Source organism: Aeromonas sp. QDB14 (genome assembly GCF_027707845.1).
In the GTDB taxonomy this organism is placed as follows: domain Bacteria; phylum Pseudomonadota; class Gammaproteobacteria; order Enterobacterales; family Aeromonadaceae; genus Aeromonas; species Aeromonas caviae.
The window spans coordinates 1-22032 of the sequence record NZ_JAPCJD010000071.1; the positions used below are offsets into that span (position 1 = coordinate 1).

20 protein-coding genes are annotated in these 22032 nt (G+C 62.3%); 11 read left to right on the plus strand and 9 right to left on the minus strand.

Annotation, left to right across the window (positions count from 1 at the left end; all coding sequences use genetic code 11):
- Positions 1–729: 729 nt before the first annotated feature.
- The 5 genes from PG887_RS17980 to PG887_RS18000 all read right to left on the minus strand — a co-directional run bounded on the left by PG887_RS17980 (position 730) and on the right by PG887_RS18000 (position 5814).
- The gene (locus tag PG887_RS17980; RefSeq protein ID WP_029313511.1) at positions 730–1716 is read right to left on the minus strand and encodes a helix-turn-helix transcriptional regulator; all 987 of its coding nucleotides are present in this window, start codon (positions 1714–1716) and stop codon (positions 730–732) included.
- Between the two features lie 286 nt (positions 1717–2002).
- Positions 2003–2389, minus strand: coding sequence for a SirB2 family protein (locus PG887_RS17985; RefSeq protein WP_103858883.1), 387 nt, complete (start codon positions 2387–2389; stop codon positions 2003–2005).
- Positions 2386–4242, minus strand: coding sequence for a monovalent cation:proton antiporter-2 (CPA2) family protein (locus tag PG887_RS17990; RefSeq protein WP_043154446.1), 1857 nt, complete (start codon positions 4240–4242; stop codon positions 2386–2388). Before PG887_RS17990 ends, PG887_RS17985 begins: the two co-directional genes overlap by 4 nt.
- Before the next feature lie 70 nt (positions 4243–4312).
- A complete protein-coding gene (locus PG887_RS17995) occupies positions 4313–4912 on the minus strand; it encodes an NAD(P)H-dependent oxidoreductase (RefSeq protein ID WP_270822479.1) in 600 nt (199 codons plus the stop codon).
- Between the two features lie 59 nt (positions 4913–4971).
- On the minus strand, positions 4972–5814 hold the full coding sequence (locus PG887_RS18000; RefSeq protein ID WP_039040396.1) for a LysR family transcriptional regulator: 843 nt from the start codon (positions 5812–5814) through the stop codon (positions 4972–4974).
- 140 nt (positions 5815–5954) lie between these two features.
- On the opposite strand from PG887_RS18000, the gene PG887_RS18005 reads away from it, so the two are divergent.
- The 6 genes from PG887_RS18005 to PG887_RS18030 all read left to right on the plus strand — a co-directional run bounded on the left by PG887_RS18005 (position 5955) and on the right by PG887_RS18030 (position 14179).
- On the plus strand, positions 5955–6677 hold the full coding sequence (locus PG887_RS18005; protein ID WP_010672575.1) for an SDR family oxidoreductase: 723 nt from the start codon (positions 5955–5957) through the stop codon (positions 6675–6677).
- A 76-nt stretch (positions 6678–6753) separates the two neighbouring features.
- Positions 6754–7077 carry a hypothetical protein gene (locus PG887_RS18010; RefSeq protein ID WP_010672576.1) on the plus strand — a complete coding sequence of 108 codons (324 nt, stop codon included), beginning with the start codon at positions 6754–6756 and terminating at the stop codon, positions 7075–7077.
- Between the two features lie 45 nt (positions 7078–7122).
- Complete coding sequence (locus PG887_RS18015; protein ID WP_010672577.1) at positions 7123–7554, plus strand: DUF411 domain-containing protein; 432 nt, start codon at positions 7123–7125, stop codon at positions 7552–7554.
- Between the two features lie 288 nt (positions 7555–7842).
- Entirely contained in the window at positions 7843–10008 is a 2166-nt protein-coding gene (locus PG887_RS18020) for a S9 family peptidase (protein ID WP_270822481.1), read from the plus strand.
- A gap of 547 nt (positions 10009–10555) precedes the next feature.
- Positions 10556–11527 carry a TAXI family TRAP transporter solute-binding subunit gene (locus PG887_RS18025; RefSeq protein WP_029313514.1) on the plus strand — a complete coding sequence of 324 codons (972 nt, stop codon included), beginning with the start codon at positions 10556–10558 and terminating at the stop codon, positions 11525–11527.
- 87 nt (positions 11528–11614) lie between these two features.
- A complete protein-coding gene (locus PG887_RS18030; protein ID WP_104455112.1) occupies positions 11615–14179 on the plus strand; it encodes a TRAP transporter permease in 2565 nt (854 codons plus the stop codon).
- A gap of 89 nt (positions 14180–14268) precedes the next feature.
- Here the strand turns inward: PG887_RS18030 and PG887_RS18035 are convergent, their stop codons facing one another.
- Positions 14269–14427, minus strand: coding sequence for a hypothetical protein (locus PG887_RS18035; protein ID WP_005332188.1), 159 nt, complete (start codon positions 14425–14427; stop codon positions 14269–14271).
- A gap of 172 nt (positions 14428–14599) precedes the next feature.
- Between PG887_RS18035 and PG887_RS18040 the strand changes: the two genes are divergently transcribed.
- Positions 14600–15226, plus strand: coding sequence for a lysoplasmalogenase (locus PG887_RS18040; protein ID WP_045522987.1), 627 nt, complete (start codon positions 14600–14602; stop codon positions 15224–15226).
- Between the two features lie 60 nt (positions 15227–15286).
- Here the strand turns inward: PG887_RS18040 and PG887_RS18045 are convergent, their stop codons facing one another.
- Both PG887_RS18045 and PG887_RS18050 read right to left on the minus strand, forming a co-directional pair.
- Positions 15287–16840: a DHA2 family efflux MFS transporter permease subunit gene (locus PG887_RS18045; protein ID WP_104455113.1), complete on the minus strand. Its 1554-nt coding sequence runs from the start codon at positions 16838–16840 to the stop codon at positions 15287–15289.
- Entirely contained in the window at positions 16840–17892 is a 1053-nt protein-coding gene (locus tag PG887_RS18050; RefSeq protein WP_039040403.1) for an HlyD family secretion protein, read from the minus strand. The genes PG887_RS18045 and PG887_RS18050 overlap by 1 nt, the downstream gene beginning before the upstream one ends.
- Positions 17893–17989: 97 nt before the next feature.
- On the opposite strand from PG887_RS18050, the gene PG887_RS18055 reads away from it, so the two are divergent.
- The gene (locus PG887_RS18055) at positions 17990–18892 is read left to right on the plus strand and encodes a LysR family transcriptional regulator (protein WP_010672586.1); all 903 of its coding nucleotides are present in this window, start codon (positions 17990–17992) and stop codon (positions 18890–18892) included.
- 240 nt (positions 18893–19132) lie between these two features.
- Complete coding sequence (locus tag PG887_RS18060) at positions 19133–19447, plus strand: putative signal transducing protein (RefSeq protein ID WP_010672587.1); 315 nt, start codon at positions 19133–19135, stop codon at positions 19445–19447.
- A 15-nt stretch (positions 19448–19462) separates the two neighbouring features.
- On the opposite strand, the gene PG887_RS18065 is transcribed toward PG887_RS18060, so the two are convergent.
- Positions 19463–20746: a dicarboxylate/amino acid:cation symporter gene (locus tag PG887_RS18065; protein ID WP_128271424.1), complete on the minus strand. Its 1284-nt coding sequence runs from the start codon at positions 20744–20746 to the stop codon at positions 19463–19465.
- A gap of 207 nt (positions 20747–20953) precedes the next feature.
- Between PG887_RS18065 and PG887_RS18070 the strand changes: the two genes are divergently transcribed.
- Together PG887_RS18070 and PG887_RS18075 are read left to right on the plus strand one after the other, a co-directional pair.
- Positions 20954–21199, plus strand: a complete 246-nt coding sequence (locus PG887_RS18070) for a YecH family metal-binding protein (protein ID WP_039040405.1) — start codon at positions 20954–20956, stop codon at positions 21197–21199.
- A 101-nt stretch (positions 21200–21300) separates the two neighbouring features.
- Positions 21301–21900 (plus strand): YhgN family NAAT transporter, encoded by a 600-nt coding sequence (locus PG887_RS18075; RefSeq protein WP_010672590.1) that lies wholly within the window; start codon positions 21301–21303, stop codon positions 21898–21900.
- Positions 21901–22032 lie beyond the last annotated feature (132 nt).

The following is a 22032-nucleotide window of genomic DNA, read 5'->3' on the forward strand; positions in this document are numbered from 1 at the left end:
GGGGTGACGTGAGCGCGTTAAGGATCAGGGTGTTCACGTTGGCCGGAATGGCTGTTCAACTTCGCCGGAATACGCAATTACCACATCCCGTGGTGTTCCTGCGTCATCCTGACTGATAACCATCCTGGCTATCACGCGTCATCTTGAAGCTGTTCCTGACCGCGTCTTGCGGTGTCCTTTCATCCTTGATGAGCGACAATCCGTGCCACTCAACCTCATCCCGAGGTATCCAACTACCGCATCCTGCGGTTGTCCTGTCGATCCTTGTGATAACCATCCTAGCTATCAACCCCATCCCGAGGTGTTCCTTGCCCACATCCTGCAGGCTATTCCTTGTTTATGCGCTGATTCTGCATCCTGCCGAATCAGCTCGTCCTTGTGAGACCCATACTAAGGCAATTACGGGCTCGAACAAGGTGTGCATTCGGCTTGGGTTCCGTGACATGCGGTGCAGAAATGGGCTTGTGTGGAATATTATCTACGTTTATCAGTTACTTAGATAGTTTCCATGGAAAGCATACCCAGTGCGGGATGGCTTCACGTACGGTTCAACACTGAGGGGTCTTACAGGGGGAATGGCAGATCTCTTACAAGCAGAAATCGGTAGGAAAACGATGGTACAGCCGCTTCAATCAGGGGTGTAAGAGTTCAAAATTAATTGAATACTTATGCTTTAAAAGTAGACAAAAGCCGAGATAAATCTCGGCTTTGTATTGTCTGCTGGTTTCTTTAGCTGACCCTTGTCCCAGGAGTCGGGTAGGCCTTGCGCAGTGATTCGGGTGCAAGTACCTCCAGGTTGCCGCTCATGTTGTTCAGCCAGGAGCGGAACTCGGGCGTATCCTGCACTTCGGTCTCCACCACCACGCTGCGCTTGTCGTAACGGGTCATGCGCGGGTTATGCCCCGGGATTTGTCCATCGATCAGGGTCGGGCAGTTGGCATCGATGCGCCCGACGAAGCGGATCGGACCGCTGACGTCCTGATAACCCTGGTCGCGGATCAGCTTCTGGATATTGAAGTCCTTCGGCTGGGTCGCGCTGAAGTTGGTCAACTCCACGTTCTTGATGTGATCGAACGGGATGCCGTAGACCTTGGGATCCAGCTCGGAGAGGGTACAGAGCAGGATGGGGCCATCGGGTTGGTTCAGGATGCCGAGGGGATTGATGCGGTCATAGCAGAGCCAGACAGTACGCTCCTTGATGACACGCTGGATCTCGGCGCTGAATTTGCGACCACGCCAGAGGGCGTCGCGGATCAGGGTGCTGCGGCGGATCTCCGGATTGCCGGCGAAGGGGCGAGGTGACTGGTGCACGCTCTCCAGCCAGCGCTCGGCCAGTTCGCTCTGGCTGTCGCGGATCACCTGACCAGCCTTGTCGATCAGCGGGTTCAATTCGGTCAGCACGCTTGCCGGCAACAGTTGGCTTGCCTGGTCGCTCCAGGTTTTCAGGGCCACTGCCAGCGAGAGCGGCATGATGTTGGCAAAGTCATTGAGACCATGGCGCTCGAAGCACCAGCCATGAGGCTTGCTGCGCTCATCGGAGGTGAGGTCGAACAGTCCCATGCCGGACATCTCTTCCAGATCCCGTTGCACGGTACGGAGACTGACGTGAATGCCTTCCTCTTCCAGTTTTACCTGGAGTTGGCTGGCGGTCAGCTTGTAAGGGCGGTGCGGGATGCAACGCGCCAAGGTCAGTTGTCGTAACAGCTTCTTACTCATGGTGCATGCCTTCACTGGTTTAGCGTTGAGTGTATCCTAGCCATGGCCTGCGACAGTCTATGTCGCAAGTTTTGCTGCGACAACTGTCGCCATTTTCATACATGAAGAATCAAGCCATTGATAAATAAAACAAAACAACAAGCAAAAGGGGTTGTTTGAGCCCTTTTTTTATTGAAAACAAGCCTTGCGAGAATGCTTGCGACCAGGGTGACTGGAAGGAAATGGAAGCAATATGGAGGGGGAGGTGGGAAGGAGGTGAGGGACGGGCCCCCACCTCGACACGTCGTTATGCCAGCCAGGACCAGGCTGATTTGGTGATGGCTGCGCCCACCATGTAGCCGAATACTGCGAGAGCGGCCACTCCGGCCACCAGCTTCTGACCGCGGGCAGGGCGCTTGAGCGCCATGACGCCCAGGCCGATGTAGATCACCAGGGCAATCAGCTTGGCCATCAACCAGGGCTGCTGGCCAGGGCTCATCTGCAGGGCCACCGCCAGCAGCACGCCAAACAGCAGCAGGAAGGTGTCGTTGATGTGGGGCAGCACCTTCAACCATTTCTGTTGCAGCCGCCCGCTGCCCGCCAGCGCCAGGCTCCAGCGGTAGAGGAAGAGCAGCAGGCTGACCAGGGCCAGGGTCATGTGAAGGTGTTTGAGCATGGGGTAATAGGCAATCATGTTGCTTCCTTGTCGTTGTCGGGCAGACCGCTGTTCCATTGATGGGCGTGGGTACGCTCCTGTCCTTCCTGATCGTCTTGCAGCAGGTCGGAGAGGATGTCGCGGTATTGCAGGCTCTTGTTGATATAGGTGTGCTCGTCGTCCAGGTAGTTGACCTGTTCCCGCAGCAGCCGGTTGTCATACTGCTTGAACATCTGCCCCGCACGCCAGGCCTGATTGGCCCTGAATCCCAAGAGGGTGAGTGCTTCTACCCCAAGATCCACGGCCGACCCCAGGGTTTCGCGGTGCACGCTGTCTATCCCGTGGCGCAGGATCTCGTGGGCATGGGGTCTGTCCTGGGCACGGGCCAGTATTCTGAGGTGCGGGAAGTGCTTTTTCACCATCTCGATCACTTCGAGGGAGGTGGCCGGATCATTGAGGGAGAGCACCAGCAGTTTGGCCTTGTGGGCGCCGGCCGCGTGCAGCAGGTCGAGTCGGCTGGCATCCCCATAAAACACCTGGTAGCCGTACTTTCTCAGCATCTCTATCTGGCTGGCATCCTGCTCCAGGATGGTGGTGCCAATACCGTGGCCGTGGAGCAGACGCCCCACTATCTGACCGAAGCGACCGAAGCCCGCGATGATGACCGGGTGTTCCACCAGCTCGGGCTGTTCGTGTTCGGGGGTGTCGCTCTGGTTGCGGTAGTCGAACCAGGGCTGGATCACCCGATCGTTGAGGATAAGCAGCAGCGGTGTCAGCGCCATGGAGAGGGCGACGACCAGAGTCAGCAGTGAGATGGTGCTGCCCGGCAGTACCTTGTTCTGGGCGGCGAACGAGAACAGCACGAAGGCGAACTCACCGCCTTGGGCCAGGGCCAGGGCGAAGGTCCAGCGCTGGTTCGGGGAGAGGCGAATGACAAAGCCGAGCCCCATCAGCACCAGCCACTTGAGCACCATCAGACCGATCACCAGTGACGGGATCAACAGGGGATGGGCGGCAAAGAGGCTGAAGTCGATGCCGGCACCCACCGACATGAAGAAGAGGCCGAGCAGCAGCCCCTTGAACGGCTCAATGTCCGCTTCCAGCTCGTGGCGGTATTCGCTGTCCGCCAGTACCACGCCGGCGAGGAAGGAGCCGAGGGCGGGGGAGAGGCCGACGGATTCCATGAGCACGGCGATGGCGATCACCAGCAGCAGGGCGGCAGCGACGAAGATCTCCCGCATGTGGGACTGGGCGATGGCGCGAAACACCGGCCGCATCAGGTAATGGCCACCTAGCACGATGCCGGCGATGGCGGCCACCACCAGCAGGCCGTGCTGCCAGCCTGCCAGCTCCGAGCTGCCGCTGCTGGCGACCGGCGCGATGGCCAGCAGCGGCAGGATCGCCAGGATGGGGATGACGGCGATGTCCTGGAACAGCAGCACGGCGAAAGCGGAGCGGCCGCTCTCGCTCTGCATCAGTTTGCGCTCCTGCAGGCTCTGCAGCACGATGGCGGTGGAGGAGAGCGCAAGAATGAGACCGATGGCGAGCCCCTGCTGCCAGGGCAGACCCAAAAGATAACCCACCCCGGTCAGGGCGACACTGGTGAGCAGCACCTGCAGACCACCGGTGCCGAGGATGGGCCCTTTCAGTTGCCACAACAGGGCCGGGCGCAGCTCCAGACCGACCAGAAACAGCATCAGCACCACCCCGAACTCGGCGAAGTGCATCACGTCTTTCTGCTCGCCCACCAGACCAAGCAGGAAGGGACCTATGATGATCCCCGCCAGCAGGTAGCCAAGGACAGAGCCCAGCCCCCACCGCTTGGCCAGCGGGACGGCGATCACCGCCGCCGAGAGGTAGATCAGGGCATCAAACAGCAATCCATGTCCCATCAGCGGCTCCTCCTTAACACGATGAATGCCGGTGAGGGCTGGCCGGGCCTGCGCCCGGATCGAGTGTGTGTCATGGGAGTACCCCCAGCAGATCGCGCAGATAGGGGCTCTCGGCCAGCTGGGCCGGGGTCAGCTGCTCGTCACGCAGGGCACACAGCAGTTGGCGATAGTCCTGGCCGCAGCGGCGCAGCGCCTCGGGATCCTCGAGTTTGTGGAAAGAGTGCAGCACGAAAGGGGGCAGCCAGAGCATGCCGCACAGCTGTGCGGTCTGCTGGAAGGGGAGCAGGAAGTCGAGCAGCGGGCGCTGGTTGTAGCCGGCGCGGCAGTAGGATTCGGGGCCGCCCCCCGTGGTGATGGCGCTGAGCCACTGCTTGCCGCTGAGGGCGTGGGCCTCGGGGCCGTAGGCATAGCCGTACTCCAGCACCAGGTCCATCCACTCTTTCATGATGGCCGGGCAGGAGTACCAGTAGAAGGGGTGCTGGAAGACGATGATGTCGTGTTCCGCCAGCAGGGCCTGTTCCCGTTTCACGTTGATGAACATGTCCGGATAGCGCTGGCAGAGATCGTGTAGGGTGATCCCCTCCAGCCCCTCGATGGCATGCAGCAGCTGCTTGTTGGCCCGGGAACTCTGCAGCGCCGGGTGTGAAAAGATGACCAGAATGCGTTTCATGGGATTCCTGAAGAGGGTCTGCAGCCGGCACATGCGACAGATTGTGAGCTGAAACGTTATCAAGAAGCTCCCTGGCCCGCCAGTTCCGGGATCAGTGCGCGCAGCGCCGGATTCAGGGTCTGGTGGGCGGGGTAGCAGAGGCCGATGCGGCGGAACATCCGGGGGCCGCTCACGGGCAGGGTGCACAGGCCCGCTTCGTCCTCCACCAGCCCGTCGGGCAGGAAGCTGATGCCCACCCCGGCCAGCACCAGCGCCATCACCAGCCCCTTGCTCTCGGCCTTGGCCACCAGATTGAGGGTGAGCCGGTCACAGGCCAGCAGGCCTATGGTTTGCTGATGGGCTTCGCAGGGTGGGCACTCAATAAAATCATAATGTTGCAACTCAGCCAGCTCGATACGCGCCCTGCCCGTAAGAGGATGTCCCCTGGGAACGCACAGCACGTACTCCTCTTCCCAGAGCGGCAGGAAGATCTCGTCCTCCCGGCGCAGGGCATCCAGGGTCAGTCGGCAGTCGGCCGGAGTGCCGTAATCGGAGAGGGTGAGATCCAACTCGGGCAGCACCCCCTGCACCCGCCGAAGCAATCCCGCCAGCCGACGGCGGCTGAGGTCGGGCATGATGGCCATGTTGAGTCTCGCACGCGTCGCCTTCTGGCGAAACAGGGTCGGCAGGCGACGCGCCTCTTCCACCAGCTTGACGGCGTGGGGATAGAGATAGTGGGCCGGATCCTTCGCTTCCACCCCCTTCTTGCCCCGGATGAAGAGGCTGTCCCCCAGGCTCTCTTCGAGCTGGCGAAGGCCGGCGGAGAGGGAGGGTTGGCTCACGTGGCAGCGGGCTGCCGCCGCCGTGATGTTCTTCTCTTCATAGATGGCGATGAAGAAGCGCAGCAATCTCAGGTCCAGCATGGGGATACCATAGTTAATTCAGATGATAACCAGCGGAAAACTATATTTATCGCCGATGGATGTAGCGACTATAGTGACTGGGTTCCGTGCTGGCCAGCCCTTGTTTGACGCCCATTTCAACGCATCAGAAGGAAAACTCCATGTCCAAGTCCCTCGTGGTGATCACCGGCGCGTCCGCCGGGATCGGTGCCGCCATTGCCCGCGCCTTCTCCGCCGCCGGCCATCCGCTGCTGTTGCTGGCCCGCCGGGTCGAGCCCATGCAGGCGCTGAACCTGCCCGATACCCTCTGCATCGGGGTCGATGTCACCGACACCGCCGCCATGAAGGCCGCCGTGGCGCAGGCGGAGGCGCAATTCGGCCCGGTGGGATGTCTGGTCAACAATGCCGGCGTCATGCTGCTGGGACAGGCCGACGTGCAGGATCCCGCCGAGTGGCAGCAGATGCTCAACATCAACGTGATGGGGGTTCTGAATGGCGTGCATGCGGTACTGGCCGGCATGAAGGCCCGCCGCAGCGGAACCATCATCAACATCAGCTCCATCGCCGGTCGCAAGACCTTCCCGAACCATGCCGCTTACTGCGCCACCAAGTTCGCCGTTCACGCCCTGACCGAGAATATCCGGGAAGAGGTGGCCGATGTCGGCGTGCGGATGGTGACCATCGCTCCGGGCGCGGTGGAGACCGAGCTGCTCAGCCACACCACGGACGAGCGCATCAAGGCGGGCTATCACGACTGGAAGGATCAGATGGGAGGCGTCATTGCACCCGAGGTGATCGCCGACGCCGTGCTCTACGCCTGGCACCAGCCGGCCAACGTCTGCGTGCGGGAGATCGTGCTGGCAGCCACCCGTCAGCAACCCTGATGCAAACGGGGGAGGGGTTGACCCTCCCCCTGGGCCAAGGGTTACCATAGGCCCTCTTTCGTCATTGAGCCGTCTCATGGTCCTGACCCGTCGCCAACTCGCTCGCGCCCGCCGCTGGCTCCCCCTGTGGAGTCTGGTGCTGGTGCTGATGTCGTTTGGCAGCCGTGCGGCCACCGATCTCTGTACCCTGACGCCCCATTGCAGCCAGAGCGAGCGTACCCTGGAAAAAGCCATGCCCTGCGGCAGCTTCACCTCGGCGCTCGCCATGACGGTGCTCACCAGCGACAGCCTGACGGTTGCCCGGCTTGAGCCCGACAGGCCGACATACCTCTCTCCCTCTCTGTTCATGCCGGAGGCGCCCCTGAAGCGTCTCGAGCGTCCGCCCCGTCACCACGGCTGAGTCGAGTTTCCCTTTCCGGGCATTTCTTCTTAACCGAGGTGAGATATGTACAAGTCCCTGTTACTGGCCGTGCTGGCCGGTACCGTCAGTTTTTCTGCTCTGGCAACCGGGCAGATGACCGTCTACAAGTCCCAGTATTGCGGTTGCTGCAAGACCTGGATCAAGCACATGGAAGAGAACGGCTTTGAGGTCAAGGTCGTGGAAACCGAGCAGCTTGACCCGATCAAGCAGCAGCATGGCATCACCCCGCAGCTGGCCTCCTGCCACACCGGGGTGGTGAACGGCTATGTGGTGGAGGGGCATGTGCCCGCTGCCGACGTGCAGAAGCTGCTCAAGGAAAAACCGGCGATCCGCGGTCTGACCATTCCGGGGATGCCCCAGAGTGCGCCGGGCATGGATATTCCGGGTCAGCCCTATCAGGTGCTGAGCATCAGTGACGAGGGCGCGACCAAAGTCTGGTCGAGCTACCCCGGCTGATGGATGCTGACCGTGAGCAGACACACTTCCATCATGTGAGGCACACCTGAGCGAACCCGTGTCGCTCACGGTCAGGGAGGAGGGCCGCCATCGCGAGATGGCGGCCCTTTTTCGTCGATTTGGGGGGGAATGTCCGTGGAGCCCTTGCAACCCCGGGCGACAAGGGGCAGATTGATCGCCAATTTTTATTTTCTCAGGGACGCTTTTCCCAATGCCTGCCGGTGTGCCGTCTGGATGCGTGCAGCACCAGTGGGAGGGGCGGCCCTGTGACAGCGCAAAGGATGCGACATGTTCACCTTTTCCCAGGGGTTGCTGCTGGCTTGCTTGCTTGCTGCGCCCTGTTCCCATGCCAACGAAGAGTCCGCCATGCCTACAAGCGATACTTCCACCCAGCCTGTCATTGTCCCCCCGGTGGCTGCCAAGCACCCCCATACCCTGAAAAAACACGGGGACACGCGCGTCGACAACTACTACTGGCTGCGTGACGACGAGCGGCAGAAGCCCGAGGTGCTGGACTATCTCAAGGCAGAGAATGCCTACACCGAGGCCATGCTCGCACCGATCAAGCCGCTGCGCGAGCAGCTCTACAAGGAGATGGTGGCCCGCATTCCCCAGCAGGACGAGTCTGTCCCCTATGTGAAGAACGGCTACCGCTATCAGACCCGTTACGAGCCGGGCAAGGAGTACGCCATCTACTCCCGCAGCAAGGTGGAAGGGGACGGGGCCTCCGCTCTGCTGCTGGATGGCAACCAGCGCGCCGAAGGCCACGAGTTCTATGCCCTGGGGGCGCTCGAGGTGAGCCGCAACAACCGCTGGCTGGCGGTGGCGGAAGATTATCTCTCCCGCCGTCAATACAGGATCCAGTTCCTCGATCTGGAGAGCGGCGCCTGGGCTGCCGACACCCTCGAGAACACCTCCGGCAACCTGGTGTGGGCCAACGACAGCAAGACGGTCTTCTACGTGCGCAAGCACCCCAAGACTCTGCTGCCCTACCAGGTCTATCGCCACGAGCTGGGCACGGATCCCGCGAAGGATACCCTGATCTACGAGGAGAAGGACGACTCCTTCTATGTGAGCCTCTACGCCACCACCTCGGAAGATTTCATCGTCATCTCCCTCTCCAGCACCACCACCAGCGAGGCGCGCCTCATTGATGCCAATGTGCCGGGCCAGACGCCACGCCTGTTCCTGCCCCGTCAGGTGGATCACGAATACAGCCTGGATCACTACCGCGGCCGCTTCTATGTGCGCTCCAACAAGGACGGCAAGAACTTCGGCCTCTATGAGACCAAGGAGAGCCCGGTGGATCGCTGGAAGGCGGTGATCGCCCCCAATCCGGACGTGCTGCTGGAGAGCTATGCCCTGTTCAGGGACTGGCTGGTGCTGGAGGAGCGCAGCCAGGGGTTGACCCGGTTGCGTCAGGTCAACTGGCAGAGCGGCGAACAGAAGGAGATCGCCTTCGACGATCCCGCCTATGTCACCTGGCTTGCCTACAACCCGGAGCCGGACACCAGCGCCCTGCGCTATGGCTACTCCTCCATGACCACGCCGTCCTCCACCTATGAGCTCGACATGGACAGCGGCAAGCGGACTCTGCTCAAGCAGCAGCCGGTGGCGGGCTTCGTGCCTGCGCAATATGCCAGCGAGCGGCTCTGGATCACCGCCCGTGACGGCGTAGCCGTGCCGGTGTCGCTGGTCTATCGCAAGGACAAGTTCAAGAAGGCAGGGGGTGGTGCAGGCACCAATCCCCTGCTGGTCTACGGCTATGGCTCCTACGGCGCCAGCATGGACCCGGACTTCAGCAGCTCACGCTTGAGCCTGCTGGACCGGGGCTTCGTCTACGCCATCGCCCATATCCGGGGTGGCGAGGAGCTGGGCCGCACCTGGTATGAAGAGGGCAAGCTGCTCAAGAAGCAGAACACCTTCAACGACTTCATCGACGTGACCGAGGCGCTGGTGGCGCAAGGCTACGGCGCCAGGGATCAGGTCTATGCCATGGGAGGCAGCGCCGGCGGCCTGCTGATGGGGGCCGTCATCAACCAGGCGCCCCAGCTCTATCGCGGCGTGGTGGCCCAGGTGCCCTTCGTCGACGTGGTCACCACCATGCTGGACGAGTCCATTCCCCTCACCACAGGGGAGTATGACGAGTGGGGCAACCCGAACAAGAAGCGCTACTACGACTACATGAAGGCCTACAGCCCCTACGATCAGGTCAAGGCCCAGGCCTACCCGAATCTGCTGGTGACCACGGGGCTGCACGACTCCCAGGTGCAGTACTGGGAGCCGGCCAAGTGGGTGGCCAAGCTGCGTGAGCTGAAGACGGACGACAACCAGTTGCTGCTCAGCACCGACATGGAGGCCGGTCATGGCGGCAAGTCGGGCCGTTTCAAGGCCTATGAGGACATCGCCCTAGAGTTCGCCTTCATTCTGGAGCTGGCTGGCAGCAAGGCGTGATGGCCGGGCCCAAATGAAATCAGCTTGTTACCAAACCCCGTTCCGGCAGCCCCGGATCGGGGTTTTTGCATCTTGGCGACAAAAGCGTCATTAACGTCGTGTTTATGCTGTTCAGTAAGCACTTCGCAATATAACGGACCAGGTTTCTAATCCTTGCCAGTCAAGGGTTGCGAAAGAATCTGGGCGTGCTTTTTATTGCTTCCCTTTGATAGTTCATGTAATTAATCTGCCCTTGAGAAATTAATGATCCGCTTCAAACTTCTCGCTATTTAAATCCGCCATTTTGCTGTTTTGTTTGATTTATGTTGGTGTTATGTGCTTAATCGGGGCGTTAATGCTTTTGAACTGACCCGTTTCTGGTCAGATCACCTCCGATCGGCATGACGCTGATTATCTCACTGCAGGATGATGGTGGCTTCTGGAAGGGCGCGTGCCGCTCGACCATTTCCTCGTACGAGGTCGTATAGGCGAACCCAGTCTTGGTGCGGGTCTGTCTCATATTCTCCCGGGAAACGGGTGAAATAAATCAATGAAAAGGATGAAGAACATGAAAGGATTATCCTTGGCGTGCGCCTTGTCGGCGGCTCTGGTCGGTGTGTCGTTTGGTGGTCCGGTGCAAGCGCAGGAGCGCTTCGTGACCATAGGCACCGGCGGTCAGACCGGCGTCTACTACGTGGCGGGCCAGTCCATCTGCCGCTTCCTCAACCGCGGCGCCGCCGATCACCAGATCAAGTGCAACGCCCCGGCCAGTGGCGGTGGTGTTGCCAACGTCAACGGCATCCGCTCCGGCGAATTCAACTTCGGCATCATGCAGTCCGACCACCAGTACAAGGCGATGAAGGGCGTCGAGCCGTTCAAGGCCGAAGGTCCGATGGATGACATCCGCGCCGTCTTCTCCCTGCAGAGCGAAGTGTTCACCATCCTGGCCCGCAAGGACGCCAAGGTAGCCAGCTTCGACGACCTGAAGGGCAAGCGCGTCAACATCGGCAACCCGGGTTCCGGTCAGCGTGACACCTTTGAAGAGATCATGACCGTGAAGGGCTGGGACAAATCCGCCTTCAGCCTGGTCTCCGAACTGAAACCCGCCGAGCAGGCCTCTGCCCTGGGTGACAACAACATCGACGCCATGAGCTACTTCGTCGGCCACCCGAACGGCGCCATCCAGGAAGCCTCCACCACCACGGACACCGTGCTGGTACCGGTCACCGGCCCCGAGATCGACAAGCTGCTGGCCGAGAAGAGCTACTACAGCAAGGCCGAGATCCCGGGTGGTCTCTACAAGGGCAGCCCGAACCCGACCCCGTCCATCGGTGGCAAGGCGGTGCTCTCCACCAGCGCCAAGGCTGACCCGGAAGTGGTCTACCAGCTGGTCAAGTCCGTGTTCGACAACCTGGACCGTTTCAAGCGCCTGCACCCGGCCTTCGCGGATCTGAAGGAAGCCGACATGATCAAGGTGGGTCTCTCCGCTCCGCTGCATGAAGGCGCTGTGCGTTACTACAAGGAACGTGGCTGGATGTAATCCGGCTGCGTCTTCGGATGTGCCCCGGACTCGCTCCTCCTTCGGGGGAGCGAGTCTCATTTATTGCAGTACCTACAGAGTCACACTATGCAGCAAACACAACAACAAGAGGCGCTCTCGGCCGAGGAGCTGATCGCCCAGGACGTCGGCGCCAGGCTGCCCGTCGGCCCCATGAGCTGGATCATCGCAGGTCTTGCGCTGATCTGGTCCCTGTTCCAGCTCTGGATCGCCTCGCCGCTACCCTTCTCCCTCGGCATCGGCGTCCTCAACGACACTGAAACACGCTCGATTCACCTGGCCTTCGCCATCCTGCTCGCCTACCTGGTGTTCCCGGCCATGCGCAGCTCACCGCGAGACAGGGTTCCCCTTGCCGACATCGCCCTCGGCCTCGTCGGTGCCGCCGTCGCCAGCTATCTGTTCGTGATGTACCAGGAGCTTGCCCAGCGTCCCGGCAACCTGACCACCATGGACTTCGCGGTGGCCTGCGTCGGCATTCCGCTCCTGCTGGAAGCGGCCCGCCGCGCCCTGGGCCCGGCCCTGGCGGTCATCGCCATCGTCTTCCTGGCCTACAGCCTGGCCGGTCCCTGGATGCCTTCCCTGCTGGCCCACCGCGGGGTGAGCCTGCATGCGCTGGCCAACCACCAGTGGATCACCACCGAAGGGGTGTTCGGCATCGCCCTCGGGGTCTCCACCAGCTTCGTCTTCCTGTTCGTGCTGTTTGGCGCCCTGCTCGAGCGTGCCGGTGCGGGCCATTACTTCATCCAGCTTGCCTTCAGCCTGCTGGGTCACCTGCGCGGCGGCCCGGCCAAGGCGGCCGTGGTCGCCTCGGCACTGACCGGCGTCATCTCCGGCTCCTCCATCGCCAACGTGGTGACCACGGGCACCTTCACCATCCCCATGATGAAACGGGTCGGTTTCTCCAAGGAGAAGGCCGGCGCGGTGGAAGTGGCCTCTTCGGTCAACGGCCAGATCATGCCGCCGGTCATGGGGGCTGCTGCCTTCCTGATGGTGGAATACGTGGGCATCCCCTATGTGGAGATCATCAAGCACGCCTTCCTGCCGGCGGCCATCTCCTACATCGCCCTCCTCTACATCGTGCACCTCGAGGCGCTCAAGCTCGGGATGCAGCCCATCGGCAACCGTCAGCCGCGCCCCTGGCTGCGCCGCTTGACCGGCTTCGCCTTCGGTGCCGCCCTCATCAGCGGCCTCTCCATGGCGGTCTACTACGGTCTGGGCTGGCTCAAGCCGGTACTGGGTGACTATGCCCTGCCGGGGATCAGCGTGCTGCTGGCCGTCGCCTACCTGGGACTGCTGAAGATCGCCGCGAGCAACGCACCGCTGCCGGCGGAAGACCCGGACAAGCCACTGGACGAGCTGCCCGAGACCCGCGCCGTGCTGCTCTCCGGCCTGCACTTCCTGCTGCCCGTGGTGGTGCTGGTGTGGTGTCTGATGGTGGAGCGCCTCTCCCCCGGCCTGTCGGCCTTCTGGGGGTCGGTGATGCTCATCATCATCCTGCTGACCCAGCGACCGCTGCTGAACTGGCTGCGCACCGACGGCAAGCATGACTACGGCTCCTTCACCGATGGCGTGGTGGACCTGCGCGAGGGGCTGATTGCCGGTGCCCGCAACATGATCGGCATCGGCATTGCCACTGCCACTGCCGGCATCATCGTCGGGGCCGTCTCCCAGACCGGCGTCGGCCTGGTACTGGCGGATCTAGTGGAGTTCCTCTCCATGGGCAACCTGCTGCTCATGCTGATCCTCACCGCGCTGCTGAGCCTCATCCTCGGCATGGGGCTGCCGACCACCGCCAACTACATCGTGGTGTCCAGCCTGCTGGCGCCGGTGATCGTCACCCTGGGTCAGCAGAACGGCCTCATCGTGCCGCTCATCGCGGTGCACCTGTTCGTCTTCTACTTCGGCATCATGGCGGACGTGACCCCGCCGGTGGGGCTGGCCTCGTTCGCCGCGGCCGCCGTCTCCAAGGGCGACCCCATCAAGACCGGGATCACGGCGTTCTACTACAGCCTGCGTACCGCAGCGCTGCCGTTCCTGTTCATCTTCAACACCGATCTGCTGCTCATCAACGTGGACTTCGCCCACGGCGTATTGATCTTCTTCGTGGCCACCATCGCCATGCTGATCTTCGCTGCCGCCACCCAGGGCTTCTTCCTGGTGAAGAGCCGCTGGTACGAGAGCGTGCTGCTGCTGCTGGTGGCCTTTACCCTGTTCCGCCCTGGCTTCTGGATGGATCTGCTGCACGACCCGTATCGCGACACCGCCCCGGCCGAGCTGGTCCAGACCATGGGGCAGGTGGAGGCCGAGAGCACCCTGCGCCTGCGGATGGAAGGGGAAGATGCGGTGGGCAAGTTGCGCCGCTTCACCGTGTTGCTGCCGGTGCCGGAGGGCGCCAGTGGCGAGGATCGTCTGGCCAAGCTGGGGATCCAGACCTATGAGCAGGACGGCAAGATCCTGATCGACACCGTCACCTTCGGCAGCCAGGCGGCCGATCTGGGGCTGGAGATGGATCAGCAGATCCTGAGCGTCAAGGCGCCCACCGAGCGCTGGCCCAAGGAGCTGATGTGGCTGCCGGGCTTCCTGCTGTTCGGGGCCGTGGTCTGGCTGCAACGCCGCCGGGTCGCTCGGCCCTGATCATCACCCAATAAAAAACGGCGCCTTCGGGCGCCGTTTTTTTATGCTGGGCTGTGATGCCGGCCGCTTCGGGCCATCAGTCCAGGGCATCAGTTGGACTGGGTCTGCTTCTGTTTTTGCAGTTGGTCGAGGGTCTGCTGCTCCTGCGGGCTGAGGCCAAGCTGCTCGCAGGCCTGTTCAAAGCTGATGCCAAGATGGCACATCATGATGTCGATAGCGGGCAGGTAGTTGGTCATAGCGTCTTCCATGGTGATCCTCCAGAGCTGTCTCTTATGCCCGAGGGCGGGGATGGGGGCAATTAGACTTTAGGTGTAGGGTGCCATCTGCTTCAGCCTCTGCCACTGGCCGGGGGAATTTGCTACTCTTGCGGGCACTAAAGAGGTTGCCGCCCCAGGGTGAGCAGCCGGTGAGGAGCAGGGCATGTTATTGAGTTTCTTGATCATCGCATCGGGCTGGTGGCACATCCGCGCGGCTTACGGCTCAGACTCCCGTCAGTTCTACATCAGCAAACCCCTGACCATGCTGTTCATCATCGCCCTGGCGTTTGGCTACCAAGGCGACGATCACAACGGCTCCCACGCCTGGATCCTGCTCGGTCTCTGCCTGTCGCTGGCGGGGGACGTGCTGCTGATGCTGCCACGGGATCGTTTCATCCAGGGGCTGGCGGCATTTCTTGTCGCGCACCTCTGCTACATCGTCGGGTTCGCCCAGGGGCCCCTGGTGCTCAAGCTGGTGGACGGCCTGTTGCTGCTGTTGGTGGCCGGCATGGTGTTCGGGCTCCTGTGGGGCCAGCTCGGCGAGATGAGGATCCCCGTCTTCTGCTACATGCTGGTGATCATCGCCATGGCCTGGGTGGCCGCCGGTGCCTGGCATGCCTCTCTCACTGCCGGCAGCGCCGCCGCCCTGGTGGGGGCGCTGATGTTCCTCTTCTCCGACAGCATGCTGGCACTGGACCGCTTCCGCCGCCCCTTCCCCCATGCCACGGCCTGGATCATGAGCAGCTACTTTGCGGCACAGTTCCTGATCGCCGCCTCCCTGGCGGGCTGACCGGCGGACAGCCATGAAAAACGGGCCTTCTGGCCCGTTTTGCTATGTGATCCCCACCTTTCACGCCTCGACCGGTTCTGCGTCAGGGGCCCTCGGGGCCGGCTGCTTGAGCAGCAGCATCAGGGCGCTGGCGACGAGCAGGAAGATACCCATCACGTAGAACACCTGGTTGTAGGCCATGATGGCCGCCTCGCGGCTGATGGTGTTCGACAGCATGACCCGGGCCTGCAACTGGGCCTGCTCCGGCCCGGCTCCCTGGGCCATCATGGTCTGGGCCAGCTGCATCAGATAGGCCTGCCCCTCGATGCTGGTGGCGGCCAGGGTGCTGCCGATCTGGCTGACATGAGTCCGGGTGTCGTTGTCGATAAGGGTGGCGATGATGGCGATGCCGAAGGCGCCCCCCAGGTTGCGCAGCACGTTGAGCAGGGTCGAGGAGGAGGGGATCTCGTCCGGCGTCAGGCTGGCGGTCGCCACCAGGGAGAGGGGCACCATGATGAAGGGCTGCCCCAGGGCCCGCACGATGAGGGACTGGATCAGCTGGGGCCCGGCGTAGTCGGCATTCATGTTCACGTTCATGAAGCAGCTGATGGCGAAGACCAGAAAGCCGAAGCTCACCAGATAGCGCGGATCTATCTTGTGGGTCAGCTTGGGCACCAGGGGGAGCACCAGCAACTGGGGTAACCCCATCCACATCAGCACCTCACCGATTTCCAGGGCGTTGTAGTTGTGGATCTGGGTCATGTAGAGGGGCAGCACATAGATGGAGCCCATCAACCCCATGCCGAGCACCAGGTAGGCGAAGCAGGCCAGGGCGAAGCGCGGGTTGTGCAGCAGCCGCAGGTTGACCAAGGGGTGGCGGCGCAGCAACTGGCTGATGACGAAGAACACCAGGGCCACCACTGAGATGACGGTGAGCCGCACGATGAAGCTCGAGCCGAACCAGTCTTCCCGGTTGCCCTCTTCCAGTACCACCTCCAGGAGGCCGAGACCCACCGCCATGGTGAGGATACCGATGAGATCCACCCGCTTGATCACCTCCCAGTCCACCGGCTTCCTGTCCAGCCCGTGGGCCAGCATGGCCATCACCAGCAGGCCGGGCGGCACGTTCAGATAGAAGATGTAGTGCCAGGACATCTGCTCCGTCAGCCAGCCCCCCAGGGTCGGGCCGATGGCGGGGGCGAAGGTGGCGCACAGGCCGAACAGCGCCATGCCGGTGGCTCGCTTGTGCAGCGGCAGCAGGCTGACGATGAGGGAGAAGGCCATGGGGATCAGGGCCCCGCCGGTAAAGCCCTGCAGCGCCCGAAAGACGATCATGCTGGTGAGGTTCCAGCTGAACGAGCAGAGCACGGAGGCGACGATGAAGGCGCCCGTGGTCCACAGCAGGTAGCGCCGCACGCTCAGTCCCCGGCTCAGCCAGCCGCTCAGCGGTATGGCGATCATCTCCGCCACCAGATAGGAGGTGGAGATCCAGGAGCTCTCGCTCAGGGTGGCCGAGAGTGCCCCCTGAATGTCTTTCAGGGAGGCGTTGGTGATCTGGATGTCGAGGATGGCCATGAAGGCGCCGATGAGGCCCCCCATGACCGCGATCCAGTTGCGGCGTGGTATGGCGTCCATCAGTGGGCGGCCACCACGGGATCAGGGGTGCGGGTGTCGACGATCACCTCGGTGGAGAGGCCGGGCAGCAGCTTGCCCGCCAGGGCGCCCGGATCCGGGATGCGGATCTTGACCGGTACCCGCTGCACGATTTTGGTGAAGTTGCCGGTGGCGTTCTCCGGCGGCAGCAGGGCGAACTTGGCGCCGGTGGCCGGAGAGAGGCTGTCGATGATCCCCTCGACCGGTTGATCCGGATAGGCATCTAGGATCACCTCCACCTTCTGGCCCGGCTGCATGTGCTGCAACTGGGTCTCTTTGAAGTTGGCCTCGACCCACACCTGGCTCAGGGGCACCAGGCTGGCCACCTGCATACCGGACTGGACGTAGAGCCCTTCCCGCAGGCTGCGCTTGCCGATGATGCCGTCAGCCGGGGCTCGCAGCTCGGTGTAGCCGAGTTCCAGCCTGGCCTGTTCGAGCTGGGCCTCGCTCAATGCCAGCCTGGCCTGGTTCTGCTTGGCTTCGGCATCCAGCACCAGCAGCCGCTCGCGGGCGGCCTGCAAGGCGGCTTTGGCCTCCAGTGCCTGGGCCTGGTTGACCTGCAAGCCGGCGCGCACCTCGTCCAGGCTGTCCTGGGAGCTGTAGTGACGCTCATTGAGCTGGCTGACCCGGCGCACCTGCTGCTGGGCCCGGACCTGCTCGGCATTGGCCGAGCTGACTTTTGCCTCGGCCTGGCGGATGAGGCTCAACTGCTGGATACGGGTGGCGGCGAGGTTATCCGCCGTCGCCTGGTTGAGGTGCAGATCGGCCTCGGCCTCCGCCACCTTGGTCCTGTATTCGCGGTCGTCGAGCCGGGCGATGAGCTGGCCGGCCTTCACCGCCTGGTTGTCGGTCACCAGCACTTCGCTGATGTAGCCGGAGAGCTTGGAACCGATGCCGGTCACCTCGCTTTGCAGGTAGGCGTTGTCGGTGCTCTCGAAGTAGCGGCCATGCAGATACCAGTAACCGGCAAACAACAGGCCGAGCAGGGCCAGCACCAGGGCGGCCAGCAGGGGGATCTTCTTGTGTTGACTCATGATATTGGTTTTCCTGAACTGTGGCGGGCAGGCTAACATCGTGCAACTGTTTCGATTAGTATCCATTCATGAGATATACAGTTTCACTGGTGAAACAATGGACCTGAATGCTGCCTTAATCCTCGTTCGTATCGTCGACAAGGGCTCCTTTACCGCCGCTGCCCAGGAGCTGGGCATGACCAAGGCGACGGTGAGCCGCCGCATTGCCGAACTGGAGCAGCGTCTCGGCGCGCGGTTGCTCTATCGCTCCACCCGGCAGCTCACCCTGACGGAAGCCGGTGAACAATATTATCTACGCTGCAGCAAGGCGGTGGAGGAGCTGGCCCAGGCCGAGCTGATGCTCAGTGCCAGCCAGCAGGAGGTGACGGGGACCCTCAAGCTGGCGGTGCCCATCGAGACGGGACAGCTGGTGGTGGGCAGGCTGGTGGCGAACTTCCTGCAAGCCTATCCGGGCATGAAGGTGGAGCTGGAGCTGACCAACCGCATCGTGGATCCCATCAGCGAGGGGCTGGATGCCATCGTGCGGGTCGGCGACATGAGCGACTCCAACCTGGCGGCGCGGCGTCTCTGGAGCACCGAGCGGCTGCTGTGTGCCAGCCCGGACTATCTGGCGCGCCACCCGGTGATCCAGAGGCCCGCCGATCTGGTGCATCACGAGCGGATCGCGGTCAGCACGGGGTTCCTCGCCTCGCACTGGTGTTTCGAGCTGGATGATCGCGAAGTGCTGGTGGATCCCCCGTCCCGCTTCCAGGTCAACAACATCACCTGTGCCAGGGAGGCGGCGAAGGCGGGGCTGGGGCTGGCTTCCCTGCCCGCCATGCTGTGCCATGATGAGCTGGCGAACGGGACGCTGGTCTCCTTGCTGCCGGAGTGGCAGCAACCCAGGGTACCCATCTACCTGCTGTTTCCCGAGCGGCGCCTGATGCCGCGCAAGCTGAGGGCATTCATCGATTTTCTGGTGGCCAACGGCCCGGCTTACGGCATCGACAAGCTGCTGTAAGGGTTTCGAGGACAACGTATGGAGCGGTGGATGAATCTGTATCGGGCATCTCACTCCCGGAAGATGCTCGCCCTGAAATGATGGTAGTGCTGGTGATGATGGCACTGGCAAGGGTTTCGAGGACAACGTATGGAGCGGTGGATGAATCTGTATCGGGCATTTCACTCCCGGAAGATGCTCGCCCTGGAATGATGGTAGTGCTGGTGATGACGGTACTGGCAAGGGTTTCGAGGACAACGTATGGATCAGTGGATTAACTTGTATCGCGCCTCTCACTCCCTGGAGGCGCATGCCCTGAAAGGGGCCTTGGAGGTAGAGGGAGTCAGGGTGCGCCTCAGCGGCGAAGGGCTCTCCGGCGCGCTCGGGGAGCTGCCGGTGGATCTGCTGCAAGTGACCCTGATGGTGAACGAGCGGGATCGTCAGCGGGCGGGCCGGATCATCGAGCGCTACCAGCAGCGCCAGGGCAACGGCTGGCTGTGCGGCCAGTGCGGGGAGGAGAACGGCGCCAACTTCGATATCTGCTGGCGCTGCCATCACGATCCCCAGGATCATTGAACGCCCCTCGTGCCCTCAGCGCAGGGTGAAGTCGATGTCATCCCCCGCATGGGCATCGTGGTAGGTGGCGAGATCCAGCTCCTTCTCGCTGCGGGCGATGAGCACGGAGACCAGGATGTCGCCGGAGACGTTGACCGTGGTGCGCGCCATGTCGAGGATCCGGTCTATGCCGGCGATGAGCGCCACCCCTTCCAGCGGCAGTCCCACGGCAGTGAGGGTCAGGGTCAGCAGCATCAGCCCGGTACCGGGTGTGCCCGCCGTGCCGATGCTGGCCAGCGTGACGATGCTGATGATGGTCAGGTAGTCCACCAGATGCAGATCCACCCCGAAGGCCTGGGCCACGAACAGGGCGGTGACTCCCTGATAGAGGGCGGTACCATCCATGTTGATGGTGGCGCCGATGGGCAGCACCTTGGCGGTGATGGCGGGGGAGACCCCGAGCCTGCGTTCGGCGCAGGCCAGGCTGATGGGCAGGGTGCTGCTGCTTGAACTGCTGGTGAAGGCCACCGCCTGGGCATCGACGATGCTCTTGAAGTAGTGCAACGGGTTGAGGCGCGCCATCAGGAGCAGCAGGCCGCTGTAGACGCCGAGCACGTGGAGCAGACAGCCGAGGTAGACGGCGCCGATCACCTTGAGCAGCGGCAACAGCAGGCTGACGCCGTACTTGCCGGTCATCCAGGCCATCAGGGCGCAGACGCCATAGGGGGCCAGGGCCATCACCATCTGGGTCAGCTTGAACATTCCCTCTGCCAGGGAGGTAAAGAACAGGATGGCGGGGCGGCCGCGTCGTCCGGTGGCGTTGAGGGCGAGAGCGAGGGCCACGGCGAACACGATCACCTGCAATATCTTGCCATCGCCCATGGCCTGCACCGGGTTGCGCGGCACCAGGTGGCTCAGCACGCTGGCCAGGGTAGGTTGCTGCGCCATGGCGCCCCGTTCATAAGGACCCATGTTGGCGCCCATGCCCGGTTCCAGCAGCCAGCCCATCATCAGGCCGATGCAGATGGCGACGGCGGTGGAGCAGAGATAGAAGCCGATGGCCTTGCCGGCGATGCGGTCGAGCCGCTTGCCCTTGAGCAGGGCGGTGAGGCCTGCCAGGACGGAACAGAAGATGAGGGGCACCATCAGCATCTGGATGGTGTTGACGAACAGGACGCCGATGGGCTTGAGCAGCAGGGCCTGCTCGCTGAAGCAGAGCCCCAGACCTATCCCGGTCAGCATGCCGAGCAGGGTCTTCAACCAGAGCGGGCGACGGGTCCAGATCCGCCAGGGTTTGAAGACCAATCCATGGAACAGCATGACGCCAATGTCCTTATTTCTGTCTGCGGTGGCAAAAAGGGGCGACAGTGTAGCCATCCCCCCGTCAGGTTGCCACATTATCGACAAAGCGGCGCTCACGACCAGCCCGCTGGCGTTAAAAAAGGCGTTTTGTTGGCCTATATCAAGAACCCTCTCCGGGCTTCGGGCTTTAATTGTCATCTGACATGATGATTAAAGAGGTTCGAGATGTCCCAATCGATACACGGTCACGAAGTGATGGAGATGATGCTGGAGCAGGAGAGTCCGTTTACCCGGGCCAGCCTCAGGGCGGCGATCGCCTCGCGCTTCGGTGCCGAGGCCCGGTTCCACACCTGCAGCGCCAGCGAGATGGACGCTGACGCCCTGATCGACTTCCTGGCCAGGCGCGGCAAGTTCATCGACTCGGAGTCAGGGTTCCAGACCCGCGCCGACAAGATCTGCAACCACGGATGATCGCCAGCGGCGAGCGCGGTGGGGCGCTCGCCGAATCCCGCCACCTTTGTTATATTTCGCCCTCCTTCCCCTCTTGTTGAAAGGTTCTGCCCGGGCGCTCTATGGACACATTCTCCGCTGCCGTCATGCTGTTTCTGATCATGGATCCGCTGGGCAACCTGCCGGTCTTCCTCTCCATCCTGCGCCATGTCGACCCCAAGCGTCGACGCAAGGTAATGCTGCGGGAGCTGTTGTTTTCACTGGTGATCATGATGGGCTTCCTGTTCGCCGGTCAGCAGATCCTGAGCTTCCTCAACCTGCGTCAGGAGGCGGTCAGCATCGCGGGGGGCATCATCCTCTTCCTCATTGCCATCAAGATGATCTTCCCGAGCCCCGGTGGCGTGACCGGGCTGGCGGCGGGGGAGGAGCCCTTCCTGGTGCCCATGGCCATCCCCATGATTGCGGGCCCCTCCATCCTGGCTTCCCTGCTGCTTCTGGCCAACCAGGAGCCGACCCGGATGGTGGACTGGTCATTGGCCCTGCTGATGGCCTGGGGGGCCAGCGCCGTGATCCTGATGTTCTACGAGCTGTTCAACAAGCTGCTGGGTGAGCGAGGACTCACCGCGGTGGAGCGGCTGATGGGCATGCTGCTGGTGATGATCTCGGTACAGATGCTGCTGGACGGGGTACACCACTATCTGGCGGTGACGGGTCAGAACTGACGGGGCGAATGCTGATGTCAACGTGAAACGGGGCTTCTTGAGCCCCGTTTTTTTTTGGTTCTTCGCGGGATCTTGGGGAAGTGGAAGTTGACAGACAGGGTGCTGGTAAACTGGCTGTCTCCAAACACACCA